This is a genomic window from Amycolatopsis sp. AA4 (genome assembly GCF_002796545.1).
In the GTDB taxonomy this organism is placed as follows: domain Bacteria; phylum Actinomycetota; class Actinomycetes; order Mycobacteriales; family Pseudonocardiaceae; genus Amycolatopsis.
This window is the reverse complement of sequence record NZ_CP024894.1, coordinates 5,286,701-5,301,240: the sequence shown is the minus strand read 5'-3', so window position 1 is coordinate 5,301,240 and position 14,540 is coordinate 5,286,701. Positions and strand designations below refer to the sequence as shown.

The window sequence follows — 14,540 nt, the reverse complement described above, 5'->3', positions numbered from 1 at the left end:
GATTCGGCGCCGACGGCGGCGCGGATTGGTACCCATCCGTTCCGGCACCGGCTCCGAATCCCCTCCGTGCACCACACCACGGGACAACGCATCGCTGTCATCGGCAGCGGGGTCGCCGGCCTCACCGCCGCGTACCTGCTGCAGCGCCGCTACGAGGTTCTGCTGTTCGAGGCCGACGACCGGCTCGGCGGCCACGCCCACACCCACGACGTGCCGAGCGCGCACGGCGGGACGGTCGCCGTCGATTCCGGGTTTCTCGTCCACAACGAGCGCACCTACCCGACACTGCTGCGGCTGTTCGGCGAACTCGGCGTCCGCACCCGCGAGACCGAGATGTCGATGAGCATCCGCTGCGACGGCTGCGGCCTGCAGTACGCCGGGGCGAAGGGCGCGCGCGGGCTGTTCGCGCAACGGAGCAACGCCGCGTCCGCGCGGTACCTGCTCATGCTGGCCGAGGTGAAGCGGTTCCACCGGCACGCCGGGCGGCTGCTGGCGCGCCCGGAGGCGGGGGACGTCCCGCTCGGCGCGTTCCTGGCGATCGGCGGGTATTCGCGGTATTTCGTCGATCATTTCGTGCTGCCGCTCGTGTCCACGGTGTGGTCCGCCGACCGCGCCGACACCATGCGGTATCCGGCGCGGTATCTGTTCGAATTCCTGCGCAACCACGGGATGCTCACGGTGCGCAATTCGCCGAAGTGGCGAACGGTGGTCGGCGGTTCGCGGGAGTACGTCGAGCGGGCGGCGAAACAGTTGACGGCGGTGCATTTGTCCACTCCGGTTCGCGCGGTGCAGCGGACCGCACGCGGCATCGAGGTGCGCGACGACGCCGACACCGCGCACCGGGTCGACCGGGTGGTGGTCGCGACGCACGCGGATCAGGCGTTGCGGCTGTTGGCGGATCCGACTCCAGCGGAACAGAAACTGCTCGGCGCCTTTCGCTATTCGCGCAACGAAGCTTGGCTGCACACCGATCCGGCGGTGCTGCCGACTGTGTCCGCGGCCCGGTCCTCCTGGAATTACCGGACGCCGGGCTGCGGGGCTGATCTGCGCGCGGTCCAAGTCACTTACGACCTGAATCGCTTGATGGGCCTCGACGAAGCGACGACGTATGCCGTCACGCTCAATCCGAGCGGTGGCCTGGAGCCGGAGGCGGTGCTCGCGAAAATGTCCTACGAGCATCCGGTCTACACGCCGGAATCCGTTGCCGCGCAGAGAAACCTGGCGGAATTGAACGACGGCGTCATCGCGTATGCCGGTGCTTATCAAGGCTGGGGATTCCACGAGGACGGCTGTTCCTCCGGCGTCCGCGCCGCGGCCAGTTTCGGGGTGACCTGGTGACCGCTCTCTACGACGCCACCGTCGCGCACGTCCGCCGCACCGACCCGCCGTACTCCTTCGCGCACCGGATGTACCTGTGGCGGACCGACCTCGACGACCTGCCGCGCCTGCCGTGGTGGCTCCGCCCGTTCGCGCGCTTCGACGGCCGCGACCACTTCGACCGCGACGAACCCGGCGGCATCCGGTCCAAACTGGACGCTTGGCTCGCGCGCCGCGGGGTGGACTTGCGCGGCGGGCCGGTGACGATGCTCGCGTCGGCGCGCGTTCTCGGGTACGTCTTCAACCCGATCACCGTCTACTGGTGCCACACGCCGGACGGCGCGCTCGCCTGCGTGGTCGCCGAGGTGCACAACACCTACGGCGGCCGGCACGCATACCTGCTCCAGCCGGGCGAAGAGGTTCGGGCGGACAAGGAGTTCTACGTGTCGCCGTTCCAGGAGATGGCGGGGGAGTACCGGATGCACCTGCCGCGTCCGGACGCGCTGCTGGCGCTGACCGTCGTCCTGCACCGCGACGGCGATGCCGCGCTGACGGCTACGCTGAGAGGAGTCCGCCGTCCGGTCGGGATCCGCACGCTCGCGCGCTTCCTGCTGGGCAGGCTGCTGCAACCGCAGCGCGTCGCCGCGTTGATCCGCCGCCACGGGCTCGCGCTGTGGCGGCGCAAGGCCCCGCTCGCCGCCCGGACCGGGCAGAACACGGCAGGAGCCCTCCATGGATGAGAGCGCACGCCCGGCCGACCGGCTCTCGGCGGTGCCCTCGACGAGCGCCGAGGACCTGATGGCGCTGGTCGCGAAGGGCGACGAACGCGCCTTCGAACGGCTCTACGATCAGCTCGCCGGTCCCGTCTACGGGCTCGTCCGCCGCATCGTGCGGGACCCCGCGCAGTCCGAGGAGGTCGCGCAGGAGGTGCTCGTGGAGCTGTGGAAGACCGCCACGCGCTACTCGGCGGCGAAGGGCAGCGTCCTGAACTGGGCGATGACGCTGGCGCACCGCCGCGCGGTCGACCGGGTGCGGTCGGCCCGGGCGAGCACCGAACGCGAGCGGAAGGCGACCTTCGAAGCCGCGCGCGGGCGCCCGTTCGACGAGGTCGCGGAATCCGTCGCGACCCGGCTGGAGCGCTCGCAGGTGCGGCGCTGCCTGAAGACGCTGACCGAACTGCAGCGGGAATCCGTCCTCCTGGCCTACTACCAGGGCTACACGTATCGCGAGGTCGCCGACGTGCTGGACACGCCGCAGGGGACGGTCAAGACCAGACTGCGCGACGGGCTGATCCGGTTGCGCGACTGCCTGGGGGTGACGGCGTGAGCAGTCCCGACATGCACACCTTGGCCGGCGCGTACGCGCTCGACGCGCTGTCGGAGGTCGAGCGGGCCCAGTTCCGCCGCCATCTCGACCAGTGCGACTCGTGCGCGCAGGAGGTGCGCGAACTGCGCGAGACCGCGGCCCGGCTCGGCGCGGCGATGGACGAGCAGCCGCCGTCCGGGCTCAAGGACCGCGTGCTGGCGGACATGCGCTCGACCCGCCAGCTCCCGCCGCGCACCGGTTCCGCCGAACCTCGCCCGCGCGGCCCGCGCCGCTGGCCGATGCTCCTCGCCGCCGCGGCCGCCGTGATCGGGCTCGCCCTCGCCGGCGTGTTCGGCGGGATCGCGCTGCACACCAGCGGCCGGCTGAACAGCGCACAGTCCGAATTGGACGCCGCCCGCGACCGCTACCGGCCGGTGGCCGAACTGCTCGCCGCGCCGGACAGCCAGACGTCGCACGTCGCGTCGCCGCGCGGAGGCGGCGGGACGGTGGTCGTGTCGCGGAAGCTGGACCGCGTGATGTTCATGCCGTCCGGGCTGCCGCCGGTCCCGTCCGGGCAGGTGTACGAGGCCTGGCTGATGGGCCCGGACCTCGCGCCGCGACCGGCCGGGCTGCTGCCCGGGGGACCGTCGGGTTCCCTGGTGGTGGCGGACGGATTGGCCGGTGCGCAGCAGTTCGCGATCAGCGTGGAGCAGGCCGGGGGAGCGCCGTCGGGGAAGCCGTCGAAGGACGTCGTGCTGGTCGCTTCGGTGCCCGCATAGCAGACCTCGCGCCGGGTCTCGCGGCGGGTTCCGGCCTTGCGCGCGGGTTCGCGTTGTGGCAAAACACCTTTGCCGCTCACGGCGTGGCTACTGGATTAGAGCTTGCGCGGCGCCTACCGTCCTGCCTTGACGCCGGTGGTTGACATAACTCTCACTCTCGGGTTGAGGTTGAGGGTTTCCGGCCCCGGCGGGCGGCATGTGCACATCACGATCAGGAAGGCGGACCCGATGACGCCCCCGCACAACTACCTTGCGGTGATCAAGGTCGTCGGCATCGGCGGCGGCGGCGTGAACGCCGTGAACCGGATGATCGAGGTCGGCCTCAAGGGTGTCGAGTTCATCGCGGTGAACACCGACGCGCAGGCACTGCTCATGTCCGACGCCGACGTCAAGCTCGACATCGGCCGGGAACTGACCCGCGGACTCGGCGCCGGAGCCGCCCCCGAGGTGGGGCAGAAGGCGGCCGAGGACCACCGCGAGGAGATCGAAGAGGTCATCAAGGGCGCCGACATGGTGTTCGTGACCGCGGGCGAGGGCGGCGGCACCGGCACCGGCGGCGCGCCGGTCGTCGCGCAGATCGCCCGCAAGCTCGGCGCGCTCACGATCGGCGTCGTGACCCGCCCGTTCACCTTCGAGGGCAAACGCCGCGGCAAGCAGGCCGAAGAGGGCATCCAGCAGCTGCGCAACGAATGCGACACGCTGATCGTGATCCCGAACGACCGGCTGCTGCAGCTCGGCGACATCGGCGTGTCCCTGATGGACGCGTTCCGCTCCGCCGACGAGGTGCTGCTCTCCGGTGTCCAGGGCATCACCGACCTGATCACCACGCCCGGCCTGATCAACCTGGACTTCGCCGACGTCAAGAGCGTCATGTCCGGCGCGGGCTCCGCGCTGATGGGCATCGGCTCCGCGCGCGGCGAAGGCCGGGCGATACAAGCCGCGGAGAAGGCGATCAACTCGCCGCTGCTGGAAGCGTCGATGGACGGGGCGCACGGCGCGCTGCTGTCCATCGCGGGCGGCTCGGACCTCGGCCTGTTCGAGATCAACGAGGCCGCGTCGCTCGTGCAGGAATCGGCGCACCCGGACGCGAACATCATCTTCGGGACGATCATCGACGACTCCCTCGGCGACGAGGTCCGCGTCACGGTGATCGCCGCCGGGTTCGACGCCGGCGCGCCCACCCACAAGAAACTCGACCCGCCCGCGTTCGGCGGCAAACAGGGCAACGGCACCGCGTCCGCCTCGGCGGGCCAGGTCGGCGGCGGTTCGGCCGCGCAGGCCCCGCCGCAGTCCGGGGCCACCCCGGTGCCTCCCGCGGGCAGCTCCGGCTACCCGGTCGCCCCGCCGCGCACGCCCGCCTCGGGCCTGCCGCAGCCCGGCACCGGCACCCCGCCCGGCGGCCTGCCCCAGCCGGGCGGCGGCTCGCGGGGGTATTCGCCGATCGGTTCGGGTTCCGCGACGGGCGGCCTGCCGAGCCGTCCGACGACGGTGCACGACGACCCGACCGACGACGACGTGGACGTGCCGCCCTTCATGCGGCGGTAAGCGCGGCGGTAAGCAAGGACTCGCGAGCAACGGCCGCCCCGGCATCGTTCGGGGCGGCCGTTGCCGTGCCGGGGCGGCTCGTGAGTGCGGGCGCCAGTTCTCACCGGCATTGCCGCGCACGAGGGCGGGGCTGCGGTCGCGCTTGCGCGGGGCGAGGGGGCTCGTGGCGGGTGCAAGGCGTGGTGAAGCGGCCGAGGTGTGCGGTCGTAAGTGGGCTCGTGAGTGGTGGTGCCGGTTCTAACCGGCGTTGCCGCGCACGAGGGCGCGTGGGCAACAGCGGCAGAGGCGTGCGGCGGCCGGGCGGTCCTCGTGAGTGCGGGCGCCGGTTCTAACCGGCATTGCCGCGCACGAGGCGCGCCCCGGCGGCCGCCGCGGTTTTGGCAGGATGTCGGGGTGCGAGTACGACGAGTGGTCACGACCAGGGCGGGCGGGGCTTCCCGGCCGCCGTACGAGAGTTTCAACCTCGGCGACCACGTCGGCGACGACGCGGGCGACGTCTACGCCAACCGCAAGCGGCTGGCGTCCGAACTCGGCCTCGCCGAGGACAAGCTGGCCTGGATGGAGCAGGTGCACGGCCGCACCGCGACCGTCGTGGACGGCACCGAGACCTCCGCCGCCGAAGCCACCGACGCGCTGGTGACCGACCGTCCGGGCGTCGCGCTCGTGGTGCTGGTCGCGGACTGCGTCCCGGTGCTCATGGCGGATCCCGAAGCGGGCGTCGTCGCCGCGGTGCACGCGGGCCGGGTCGGTGCGCGGGTCGGCGTCGTGCCCGCCGCGCTGGAGGCGATGCGCGGGCTCGGCGCCGAACCGAGCCGCGTCGAGGCGTTGCTGGGCCCGGCGATCTGCGGCGACTGCTACGAGGTCCCGGCCGCGATGGCCGCGGACGTCGAGAAGCATCTGCCCGGCAGCGCCTGCAAAACCCGCAAGGGCACCAGCGGTCTGGACCTTCGCGCCGGGCTCTGGCAGCAGCTGGCCGATCTGGGAGTCGGACGCGTCGGCGCGGACCCGCGGTGCACCGCCGAGGACAAGACGTTGTTCAGCTTCCGCCGCGACGGCACCACCGGCCGGATCGCCGGCATCACCTGGCTGGAAGAGGAGAAGGCGTGAGCGAGGATCCGGCAGAGCAGCGGCGGGCGGAGCTGGCGGCGTCGCTGGCCGCGGTCGAGGAGCGCATCGCGCGGGCCTGCGCGGAAGCCGGGCGCTCCCGCGACGAGGTGCGGCTGCTGGGCGTCACCAAGACCTTCCCGGCGGCCGACGCCGCCCTGCTGACCGACCTCGGGCTGCTCGACCTCGCCGAGAACCGCGACCAGGAAGCCGGTCCGAAGGCGGCCGAGGTCGCGGAACTGCGCCCGGACGTCGCGCCGCGCTGGCACATGGTCGGGCGGCTGCAGCGGAACAAGGCGCGTTCGGTCGTGCGCTGGGCGGCCGAGGTCCAGTCGGTCGACTCGGCGCGGCTCGCCGACGCCCTCGCCCGCGCGGTCGCCGCCGCGCGGGAAGCCGGGGAGCGGACCGGACCGCTCGACGTCCTGGTCCAGGTGAGCCTCGACGGCGACGTCGCGCGCGGCGGGACCCCTCTCGACGAGGTCGGCGCGCTCGCCGACCGCATCGCCCACACGGGGGAGCTGCGACTGCGCGGCGTGATGGCCGTGGCCCCGTTGGGGGAGGACCCGGCCGCCGCTTTCGCCCGGCTGTCCCACGCAGCGGAAAGGGTCCGGGACCGGCATCCGGAAGCGGCCGACGTGTCCGCCGGAATGAGCCATGATCTGGACCAGGCGATCCGGCACGGCTCGACGTGTGTGCGTGTCGGAACCGCGTTGCTCGGCGGGCGCGGTTTAGCCTCGCCGTAGGGAGTCCGCCCGGTGGTGACGTTTCGTGTCCGGCCGGGCGGGGCACAAGGGTGCGGGAGCGGCAAGGGCTAGGGAGAGGCATGAGCGCGCTGCAGAAGCTGAAGGCCTACTTCGGGATGGTGCCCGCGGACGAAGACGGCTACGACGACGGGTACGACGAGTACGACGACGGCTACGACCAGCCGCCGGCGCGGTCCCGGGCCCGCTACCGCGACGTCGAGGACAGCTACGACGAACCCGCCGCGCGCGTGCGGTCGCGGTCGATGGCGGCCGAGCCGGCGACGCACGGCGCGCTCGCCGTGGACCGCCAGCCGGAGCCGGTGGCCCGCCTGCGCCCGGTCGCCGAACCGGTCGCCGCGCCGGCGCGGGACCCGCTCAGCCGGATCACGACGCTGCACCCGACGAGCTACATCGAGGCGCGGGCGATCGGCGAGCACTACCGCGAGGGCATCCCGGTGATCATCAACCTCACCGAGATGGACAACGCGGACGCCAAGCGGATCGTGGACTTCGCGGCGGGACTGGCGTTCGCCGTGCGGGGCTCGATGGACAAGGTCACCAACAAGGTGTTCCTTCTCTCACCGCCCGACGTGGACGTGACCGCCGAGGACCGCCGGCGGATCGCCGAGGGCGGATTGTTCCTGCGCGGGTGAACCCGGGAGAACCGCTGGGCGCAGCCAGACGTGATTTTGTCGACTATGTCGCCCTGGGAGCGGCTGGTCGCGCCCAATCCGGCCGTCCCCCGCTAGAGTGGTCGCCGTGAATGCTGTGTGGCTCGCGATCTGGTACGTGCTGTTTGCCTTCTGGCTGCTGCTCACGGCCCGGATCGTGGTCGAGCTCGTGCGTACTTTCGCACGGGAATGGCGTCCCGCCGGAGGGGTTGCGGTGACGCTCGAGACCATCTACACAGTGACCGACCCGCCGGTGCGGTTGTTCCGCAGGATCATTCCGATGGTCCGGATCGGCGGCGTAGGACTGGACTTGTCGATTATGGTGCTGCTGTTGGTTGTGTTTTTCGCGATGCAACTGACACCCAGGTGATCGGGGAAAACCCGGGTGTGTCCTGCAGGCCATGGAGTGCGTGAGGTGATCTGATGTCGTTGACCCCCGCTGACGTGCATAACGTCGCGTTCAGCAAGCCGCCCATCGGCAAGAGGGGCTACAACGAGGACGAGGTGGACGCGTTCCTCGACCTGGTGGAGACCGAGCTTGCCCGGTTGATCGAGGACAACAACGAGCTGCGGCAGCAGGTGGAGCAGCTCGACGCCGAGCTCGAGTCGACCCGCTCGGAGCTCGAGAACGCGAAGGTCGCCGGCCCGCCGCCGGGCCGCGACCCCGAGCCGTCGCGGCGGCTCGCCCCGGTCCCGCCGCCCGCGTCGGCGATGGAGCAGACCCAGGCGCACTCGATGGTCCCCGACAGCGGCGAGCCGAACGTCCAGGCCGCCAAGGTCCTCGGCCTGGCGCAGGAGATGGCCGACCGGCTCACCGCCGAGGCGAAGACCGAGTCCGACGGGATGCTGGCGGAGGCGCGGACCAAGTCCGAGCAGCTGCTGTCCGACGCCCGGGCGAAGTCCGACTCGATGGTGAACGAGGCGCGCACCCGCGCCGAGACGATGCTGAACGACGCGCGCACGCGCGCCGAGACGCTGGAGCGCCAGGCGCGCGACAAGGCGACCACCATGGAACGCGAGTCGCAGCGCAAGTACACCGAGACGATGAACAACCTGAACGCCGAGAAGGGCGCTCTGGGCAAGAAAATCGAGGAACTCCGCACGATCGAGCGCGAATACCGCACCCGGCTGCGCGGCTTCCTCGAGTCCCAGCTGCGCGAGCTCGACGACCGCGGCTCCGCGGCCCCGGCGTCGGCGTCCTCCGGGTCGAGCCAGTCCTCGACCGGGAGCAGCGGTCAGGGCTACTCGTTCGGCCCGCGCGCCGAGGCCGGCTGACCCACCGCCGTACCGCACCCCGCCGGATGACCTTCCGACCCGGCGGGGTTTCGGCGTGCCCGGGTCCGGCACCGCCGCGGCGGGGTGCGCCGCGTGGGCGGGTCGGCTCCGGAAACCGGGCGGCGCGTGTTGTAATTCAGCGTGCTCTACATCGTCCTCCTTCTGGTGCTGGCGGCTCTCGGGCTGCTCGTCACGGCGCTCGTCACGGGCACCTCGCTGTGGGCCTGGGTTTCCATCGGGCTCTCCGTGCTCGCCGGGCTCCTGCTGCTTGTCGACTGGCTGCGGCGGCGCAAGAGCGCGGACGCCGCGGAGTCTGCGGACGAGGATGCTGAGGGCGCGTCGGACGCTGAGGGCTCCGAGGACTCCGCGGACTCCGAAGAGGAGAAGGACGAGGCGGCCCCGGCCGAGAAGGACGTCGAGCAGACCACGCTCATCCCGGCCATGGGCGAACTGGGCGACCCGGCGGACGTGCCGGAGCCGGAGATCGAGAAGCCCGCCGCGGAAGCCGAGCCCAAAACCGAGGCGAAAGCGGTGCGCGACACGCCGCCCGGGGTGGAGGAGACCGCGCCGGAAGACCTCGAGGTGGTCAAGGACCTCGAGGACGAGGTCGTGGTCGTCGACGAGTACCCGCGCTACCACCTGGTGGACTGCGGCTGGCTGTCCGGCCGCGACACCATCCCGATCGGCGTCGGCGAGGCACGGCAACTGGGCTTCACGCCGTGCGCGCGCTGTGGTCCCGATGCGGTGCTGGCCGCGGCACATCGCTGACGCCCAGGACTTCTTCGAGCACCTTCGCGCCAGTCTCGGTGAGCTGCACCGCTCGGTGTGCCTTCGCCCGTGAACGCAGCCATCCCGCGTCCATGAACCGTCGCGTGACCGCCGCGCCGAGGGCTCCGGCGAGGTGATGGCGCTGCTCTGTCCAATCCAGACAGAACCGCAGCAGCGGACGACGGCTCTTCGCCACCGCCTCGACGTCCACGCCTAGCTCGGCGAACACGTCGTCCGCGGCGGGCCCCAGCACGTACGGATGTTCTTGCAGCTGCGAGGAAATCCGGTCCCCGGGCCGTCGCTGGGTGGTCGGGTCACCGTCCACAGTGGCCAGTGCGCCGCGGTCGAGCAAGGCCGCCGTGACGGTCACGCCGAGGCGTCCGGCGACGTGGTCGTAGCACAGTCTCGCGGTCCGCAGGGCTTCCGCGCGCGTGCCTTCCCGCAGCGACCGGACAGGACGCGCGGGGGAGTGCCGCGCGAGGGCTTCCAGCAGCTCCGGGGCCGCGCCGGCGATGCGGTAGAACCGGTGCCGGCCGGACTTTTCCGCGGTCACCAAGCCGGCGGCCAGCAGTTTCGACAGGTGCGCGCTCACGCCCTGTGCGGTCAGGCCCGCTTCGCCGGCCAGCACGGACGCGGCCAGCGACCGGCCGTCCGCGAGGGCCATCAGCACCCGGACCCGAGCCGGATCGGCGAACAGGGCGGCGGTGCGCGCGATGTCGGCGTCTCCTTCCATGCCCCCAGCATGCCCCCGGCACACTTCCACCGCGACGGAAGCGTTCCCGGTGTCTCCTGGACCCATGCGTTCCGCGATCTTGTTCACCATGTGCGCCGGGATGTTCCTGGTGCAGCTCGACGTCACCGTCGTCAACGTCGCCCTTCCGACCCTCGGCAGCGAACTGCACGCGGACGTGCCGCAGCTGCAGTGGACGGTGGTCGGGTATTCGGTCGTGCTCGCCGCCTTGCTGCTGACCGGGGGAGCGCTCGGCGACGTCCTCGGGCACCGCGGCGTGGTGCTGACCGGGCTGGCCGTCTTCGGGGCCGCGTCGGCGGCGTGCGGGCTGGCGCAGTCGGCGGGCTGGCTGGTCGCGGCGCGGGCGGTGCAAGGCGTCGGCGCGGCGTTGCTGCTGCCGGGCACGATGGCGGTCATCACCGGGACGTTCCCCGGCCGCACGGAACGCGCCCGGGCACTGGGGATCTGGGCGGGGTTTTCGGCGCTCGCCCTGCCCGCCGGACCGCTGCTGGGCGGGATTCTCGTGCAGACGGCCGGATGGCGGCCGGTGTTCTGGCTGAACGTCCCGATCGTCGCCGCGGCGGCCGTCGCGACTCGGCGGATGGTGCCGCCGGACGTCCGGAAACCGGGTCGCGTCGACGTTCCCGGCGCGGCGACCGCGGCGCTGGCGCTCGGCTGCGGCGTGTACGCGGTGATCGCGAAGACGCCGTGGGCCGGGTTGCTCGCGGTGGCCTTCGCAGTGGCCTTTGTAGTGGTGGAGCAGCGCTCCTCGGCACCTATGCTGCCGCTGTCGCTCCTGCGGTCCCGGCAGACGGCGGGCGCGAACCTGGTGTCGGCGGCGATGAACTTCGTCGGCCTCGGTTCGGTGCTGGTGTTCACGCTCTACCTGCAGGACGTGCTCCACGCGGACCCGATCGCCGCCGCGGTCGCGCTGCTGCCGATGTTCGTCCCGCTGGTCCTCGTCGGCCCGGTCTCCGGACGGCTCACCGCGAAGTTCGGCCCGCGCCCGCAGATCGTCACCGGACTCCTGCTCGGCGTGGCGGCGATGCTGAACCTGCTCCGGATCGGCACTGGCACCGGGTACTGGACGCTGCTGCCGACGCTGTTCGTGCTCAGCGTCGGCATGGGGCTGCTGACCGCCGCCGTGGTGACCGCCTCGGTCGCCGAAGCGCCAGGCGAGCGCGCGGGCATCGCGGGCGGGATCAACAACGCGGCGCGGCAGGCAGGGGGAGCACTCGGAGTGGCGGTTTTCGGTGCGGTGGCGGGAGAACCGGCGGCACGAGTGTCGTTTGTGGACGGGTTGCACGTGCTGGGGCTGGTTTCGGCGGGGTTGTGGTTCGCGGCGGCGGTGCTTGCCGTGGTGACGGTGCGCGGTCGGGTGCGGGGTGAGCGGGTCGATCCGCCGAGCCCGGGGAGAAAACCCCGCGGGCTCGGCGGATCAGCGCCTACGAAACGTCGAGACTCGCCAGAAACGCCCGGAGTCCCTCGATCTGCTCCGTAGCCTCCGGCGGCAGCCCCTGGATCGCAGCCTCCGCCGCGGCTCGGGCTTCGGCGGGGCGGTTCAGATCGGCCAGGAGGCGGGCTTGCAGGGACGCGGCGATCGCCGCTTCGGTCGTCGCGCCGACGGACTGGAGCAGTTCAGCGGCCGCGGCCGCCCGCGTCAGGGCTTCCTCCGGTTGCCCGGCGGCACCCAGGATCCGGCCGCCGTTCATGGCGACCATGGCTCGTTCCCAGCCGACCGGCGGCTCGTCGCCGTCGAGGTCCGCGGCGCTCTTCTCCGCTTCGGCCAGCGTGGCGAGTGCTCGCTCGGGATTCGCCGTCCACTGCCACGACACCGCTGCCTGCCGCAGGTTGCGCACGGCGTCGACCGGGAGTTCTCCCGCCCTGAAGTACTCCGCGGCGCGCAGGTAGGACTCGGCGGCCTCGCCGTCGCGGTCGAGTTCGTCGAGGACGTCGCCGATGGTCTCGGCTGCGTGCCCGGCCGCGGGCTGGTTCCCGGCCGCGGCGAAATGCTCGCGCACCTGGTCCAGCAGAACCAGCGCGGGGTCTCGCTGGTCGAGCGCGCGGTGCGCTCCGGCGAGCAGGTAGCGCGCCCTCGCCAGTTCGTCCTGGTCGCCGTCTCGTTCCAGGACCTCGATCGCCGCCTCGGCCGCGTCGGCGGCGGTCAGCGCGTCCCCGGCGCGTTCGGCCGCGGAGGCCAGTCCGAGCTGGGCGAGCGCGGCTCCGGCGAGGTCCCCGGCCTCGGCCAGGTCAGCGGCTTCCCCGCGGTAGTGGCCGACCGCGTCCTCCAGCAGGCCGAGGTCCGACGCGAGCATGCCGAGGGTGTGCCGCACCTGGGCGCGCAGGCCCGCCGCGGAGGCGGACTCGGCGGGCCGCAGCATGGCATAAGCCGCCTCGAGGTCGCCGGTCGAGGCGGCCATCCGGGCGGCCATGAGCCGGGCCCACGACTCGTGACCGGCCAACCCGGCCTCGGCGTACAGCTCCGTCGCGCGTTCCGCCAGCTCTCGGGCTTCCGGCAGCCGGCCGCTGCGCGCGGTGAGTTCGGCGCGCAACAACGAGAGTCGCGCGGTGAGATCCGCGGGCACCGCTGTGGCGGCCGCTTCGGCGCGGCCGAGAAGGTCGAACGCGCCGTCGAGGTCGTCCGTCTCGGAAAGCGCCACGGCCCATCGCATCAGGGCGCGGACGTAATGGTCCTGGTCGTCGAGCCCGGCGAGTGCCTCGGCTGCGTCCGAGAGTTCGGCGAGGCCGGGCTCGCCCAGTTGGCCGCGGGCGAGCCCGGCTTTGCTCGCCGCGGTGTGCCGGGCGACCTCGTCGCCTTCGGCGGCGAACAGTTCGGCCGCGCGCAGCCAATCGCGCACGGCGGCTTCGGGGTCGGCGGCCGCGTCGGCGGACCCGGACAGCCGCCGTGCGAGCAGCGATCCGGCCGGATCCGGGCACAGTTCGTCGAACTTCGCCCACGCGGCTTCGGCGGCCGCCTCTTCGCCTCGCCGGGAGTGCTTCTCGGCGAGGTCGGCCAGCTCTTCCGGAGTGTCCGGAAAGGACGGTGCGGCCGGCGTCCGCGCCGGGGCCGGGCGCGGGCTGGTCCAGGACAGCGGGAGGTGGTCCACGATGGGGTCGGCGGACAGGACGGCGCGGACCAGGTCGCTCTGCTCGCTGGTGCCGTTCCGGGCGTCGAAGCGGGCGGCGATGCCCAGTGCCCGTTCGGAAAACTCGTCGTGCAGGGCCTGGACGGAACTCTCGCCGCCGGGCCGCCGCACGGTCGTGCTCCCGTGCCCGGACTCGGCGACCAGGCGCAGGTTCAGCGCCGCGGCCGCGCAGAACTCCATCTCGACGTACGGGGACGGCGCGTCGTCCAGCCAGCCGAGATGCCGCTCGAGGATTTCCAGCCCGCGCACGTGGTTGCCGGTGCGCGCGCAGAACCGGAGGTGGCGGGGGAGGAGGTTCAGCTCCAGCCGGTTGTGCCGGATCGCGCGGTACACCTGCCGGTGCGCCCGCGCCGCCTCCTCGAGCCGTCCAGTGTGGACAAACGGAAGCAGCAGCGCGGAGAGGATCCCTTCCGGCTGCTCGGTGCAGGTGAACGTGCCGCTGAGCACCGGTTCGGCGATCGCGACGGCTTCCTCGAACCGGCCGTAGCGGCTCAGGTGGGCGACCTTGCTGGACGGTTCGCAGCCGGCGCAGTCCGACATCTCGCCGCGTGGCGCCGCGTTCCAGAGCCGGTACTGTTCGACGGCCGTTTCGTGGTCGCCGACGTGCCGAGCCACGATCTGCCGGTGCTGGTGCACGGGGTTCATCGTGTGCCCGGCCGCCCGGTACCGGCGCTCCATGTCGTCGAGCACGGCGTAGGTGCGGTCCAGCGGCACCTCGGGGAAATCGGTCAGCGACGTGACGATGGACTTGAACGACCAGAAGAGGATGTAGTCCCAGTTCTCGGCGGCCTCGCCCTGGTCGTGCTTGGCCAGGCACCAAGCGAACGGCACGAACGCCTTCGCCGGCTCGCCGCCGTGCGCGTACGCGCGCACGAGCGAGAGCCGGGCGGCGTACTGCAGGTCCCCCGCGCCCTCGGCGTCGGCGGCCCGGACCAGGCTCTCCAGCGCGGCGCTCTGGCCCCTGCCGAAGGGGAGGGCACGGGCCGCTCCCAGCCGGTTCCACAGGTCCTGGCCGGTCGGTGCGGTCATCAGTTCTCCTGGTTCGGGACGGCGTGGTCGAGGAGGCCGAGGAAGGCGCGGTTGAGCAGCGCGGAGTCGGCGGGCCGGAGCGGGTGCTTGCCGAGCAGCAGCGCCTGGCCGTAGAGGGATTCGACGGC

The 14,540-nt window shown here is 72.3% G+C and carries 14 protein-coding genes; 12 read left to right on the top strand and 2 right to left on the bottom strand.

The window, feature by feature from the left end:
- Positions 1-66 precede the first annotated feature (66 nt).
- The 11 genes from CU254_RS24535 (at position 67) to CU254_RS24485 (ending at position 9,507) form a co-directional block, all read left to right on the top strand.
- Positions 67-1,338: an NAD(P)/FAD-dependent oxidoreductase gene (locus CU254_RS24535; protein ID WP_009080368.1), complete on the top strand. Its 1,272-nt coding sequence runs from the start codon at positions 67-69 to the stop codon at positions 1,336-1,338.
- Complete coding sequence (locus tag CU254_RS24530) at positions 1,332-2,057, top strand: DUF1365 domain-containing protein (RefSeq protein WP_037714680.1); 726 nt, start codon at positions 1,332-1,334, stop codon at positions 2,055-2,057. Before CU254_RS24535 ends, CU254_RS24530 begins: the two co-directional genes overlap by 7 nt.
- A complete protein-coding gene (sigK, locus tag CU254_RS24525) occupies positions 2,050-2,643 on the top strand; it encodes an ECF RNA polymerase sigma factor SigK (RefSeq protein WP_037714679.1) in 594 nt (197 codons plus the stop codon). Before CU254_RS24530 ends, sigK begins: the two co-directional genes overlap by 8 nt.
- Entirely contained in the window at positions 2,640-3,401 is a 762-nt protein-coding gene (locus CU254_RS24520; RefSeq protein WP_009080363.1) for an anti-sigma factor domain-containing protein, read from the top strand. Before sigK ends, CU254_RS24520 begins: the two co-directional genes overlap by 4 nt.
- A 228-nt stretch (positions 3,402-3,629) precedes the next feature.
- Entirely contained in the window at positions 3,630-4,946 is a 1,317-nt protein-coding gene (ftsZ, locus tag CU254_RS24515; protein ID WP_009080361.1) for a cell division protein FtsZ, read from the top strand.
- 393 nt (positions 4,947-5,339) lie between these two features.
- A complete protein-coding gene (gene pgeF, locus CU254_RS24510; RefSeq protein WP_009080360.1) occupies positions 5,340-6,053 on the top strand; it encodes a peptidoglycan editing factor PgeF in 714 nt (237 codons plus the stop codon).
- Entirely contained in the window at positions 6,050-6,793 is a 744-nt protein-coding gene (locus CU254_RS24505) for a YggS family pyridoxal phosphate-dependent enzyme (protein ID WP_037714678.1), read from the top strand. The genes pgeF and CU254_RS24505 overlap by 4 nt, the downstream gene beginning before the upstream one ends.
- An 80-nt stretch (positions 6,794-6,873) precedes the next feature.
- Positions 6,874-7,446 carry a cell division protein SepF gene (locus tag CU254_RS24500; RefSeq protein ID WP_037714677.1) on the top strand — a complete coding sequence of 191 codons (573 nt, stop codon included), beginning with the start codon at positions 6,874-6,876 and terminating at the stop codon, positions 7,444-7,446.
- 115 nt (positions 7,447-7,561) lie between these two features.
- On the top strand, positions 7,562-7,834 hold the full coding sequence (locus CU254_RS24495) for a YggT family protein (RefSeq protein WP_037367937.1): 273 nt from the start codon (positions 7,562-7,564) through the stop codon (positions 7,832-7,834).
- A 53-nt stretch (positions 7,835-7,887) separates the two neighbouring features.
- A complete protein-coding gene (locus CU254_RS24490; RefSeq protein WP_009080356.1) occupies positions 7,888-8,739 on the top strand; it encodes a DivIVA domain-containing protein in 852 nt (283 codons plus the stop codon).
- A 141-nt stretch (positions 8,740-8,880) separates the two neighbouring features.
- On the top strand, positions 8,881-9,507 hold the full coding sequence (locus CU254_RS24485; RefSeq protein ID WP_009080355.1) for a hypothetical protein: 627 nt from the start codon (positions 8,881-8,883) through the stop codon (positions 9,505-9,507).
- Here the strand turns inward: CU254_RS24485 and CU254_RS24480 are convergent.
- The gene (locus CU254_RS24480; RefSeq protein ID WP_009080353.1) at positions 9,452-10,240 is read right to left on the bottom strand and encodes a helix-turn-helix transcriptional regulator; all 789 of its coding nucleotides are present in this window, start codon (positions 10,238-10,240) and stop codon (positions 9,452-9,454) included. The two genes, CU254_RS24485 and CU254_RS24480, sit on opposite strands and share 56 nt — an antisense overlap.
- Positions 10,241-10,304: 64 nt before the next feature.
- On the opposite strand from CU254_RS24480, the gene CU254_RS24475 reads away from it, so the two are divergent.
- On the top strand, positions 10,305-11,738 hold the full coding sequence (locus CU254_RS24475) for an MFS transporter (protein ID WP_100266861.1): 1,434 nt from the start codon (positions 10,305-10,307) through the stop codon (positions 11,736-11,738).
- On the opposite strand, the gene CU254_RS24470 is transcribed toward CU254_RS24475, so the two are convergent.
- Entirely contained in the window at positions 11,683-14,412 is a 2,730-nt protein-coding gene (locus CU254_RS24470) for a hypothetical protein (protein ID WP_009080352.1), read from the bottom strand. The two genes, CU254_RS24475 and CU254_RS24470, sit on opposite strands and share 56 nt — an antisense overlap.
- Between the last annotated feature and the right edge of the window lie 128 nt (positions 14,413-14,540).

What these genes read in the sequence shown, in the direction of transcription:
- CU254_RS24490 (WP_009080356.1), top strand. Translation starts at nt 7,888, where the DNA reads ATGTCGTTGACCCCCGCTGACGTGCATAACGTCGCGTTCAGCAAGCCG.
- CU254_RS24470 (WP_009080352.1), bottom strand. Translation starts at nt 14,412, where the DNA reads ATGACCGCACCGACCGGCCAGGACCTGTGGAACCGGCTGGGAGCGGCC.
- CU254_RS24475 (WP_100266861.1), top strand. Translation starts at nt 10,305, where the DNA reads ATGCGTTCCGCGATCTTGTTCACCATGTGCGCCGGGATGTTCCTGGTG.
- ftsZ (WP_009080361.1), top strand. Translation starts at nt 3,630, where the DNA reads ATGACGCCCCCGCACAACTACCTTGCGGTGATCAAGGTCGTCGGCATC.
- CU254_RS24500 (WP_037714677.1), top strand. Translation starts at nt 6,874, where the DNA reads ATGAGCGCGCTGCAGAAGCTGAAGGCCTACTTCGGGATGGTGCCCGCG.
- sigK (WP_037714679.1), top strand. Translation starts at nt 2,050, where the DNA reads ATGGATGAGAGCGCACGCCCGGCCGACCGGCTCTCGGCGGTGCCCTCG.
- CU254_RS24480 (WP_009080353.1), bottom strand. Translation starts at nt 10,240, where the DNA reads ATGGAAGGAGACGCCGACATCGCGCGCACCGCCGCCCTGTTCGCCGAT.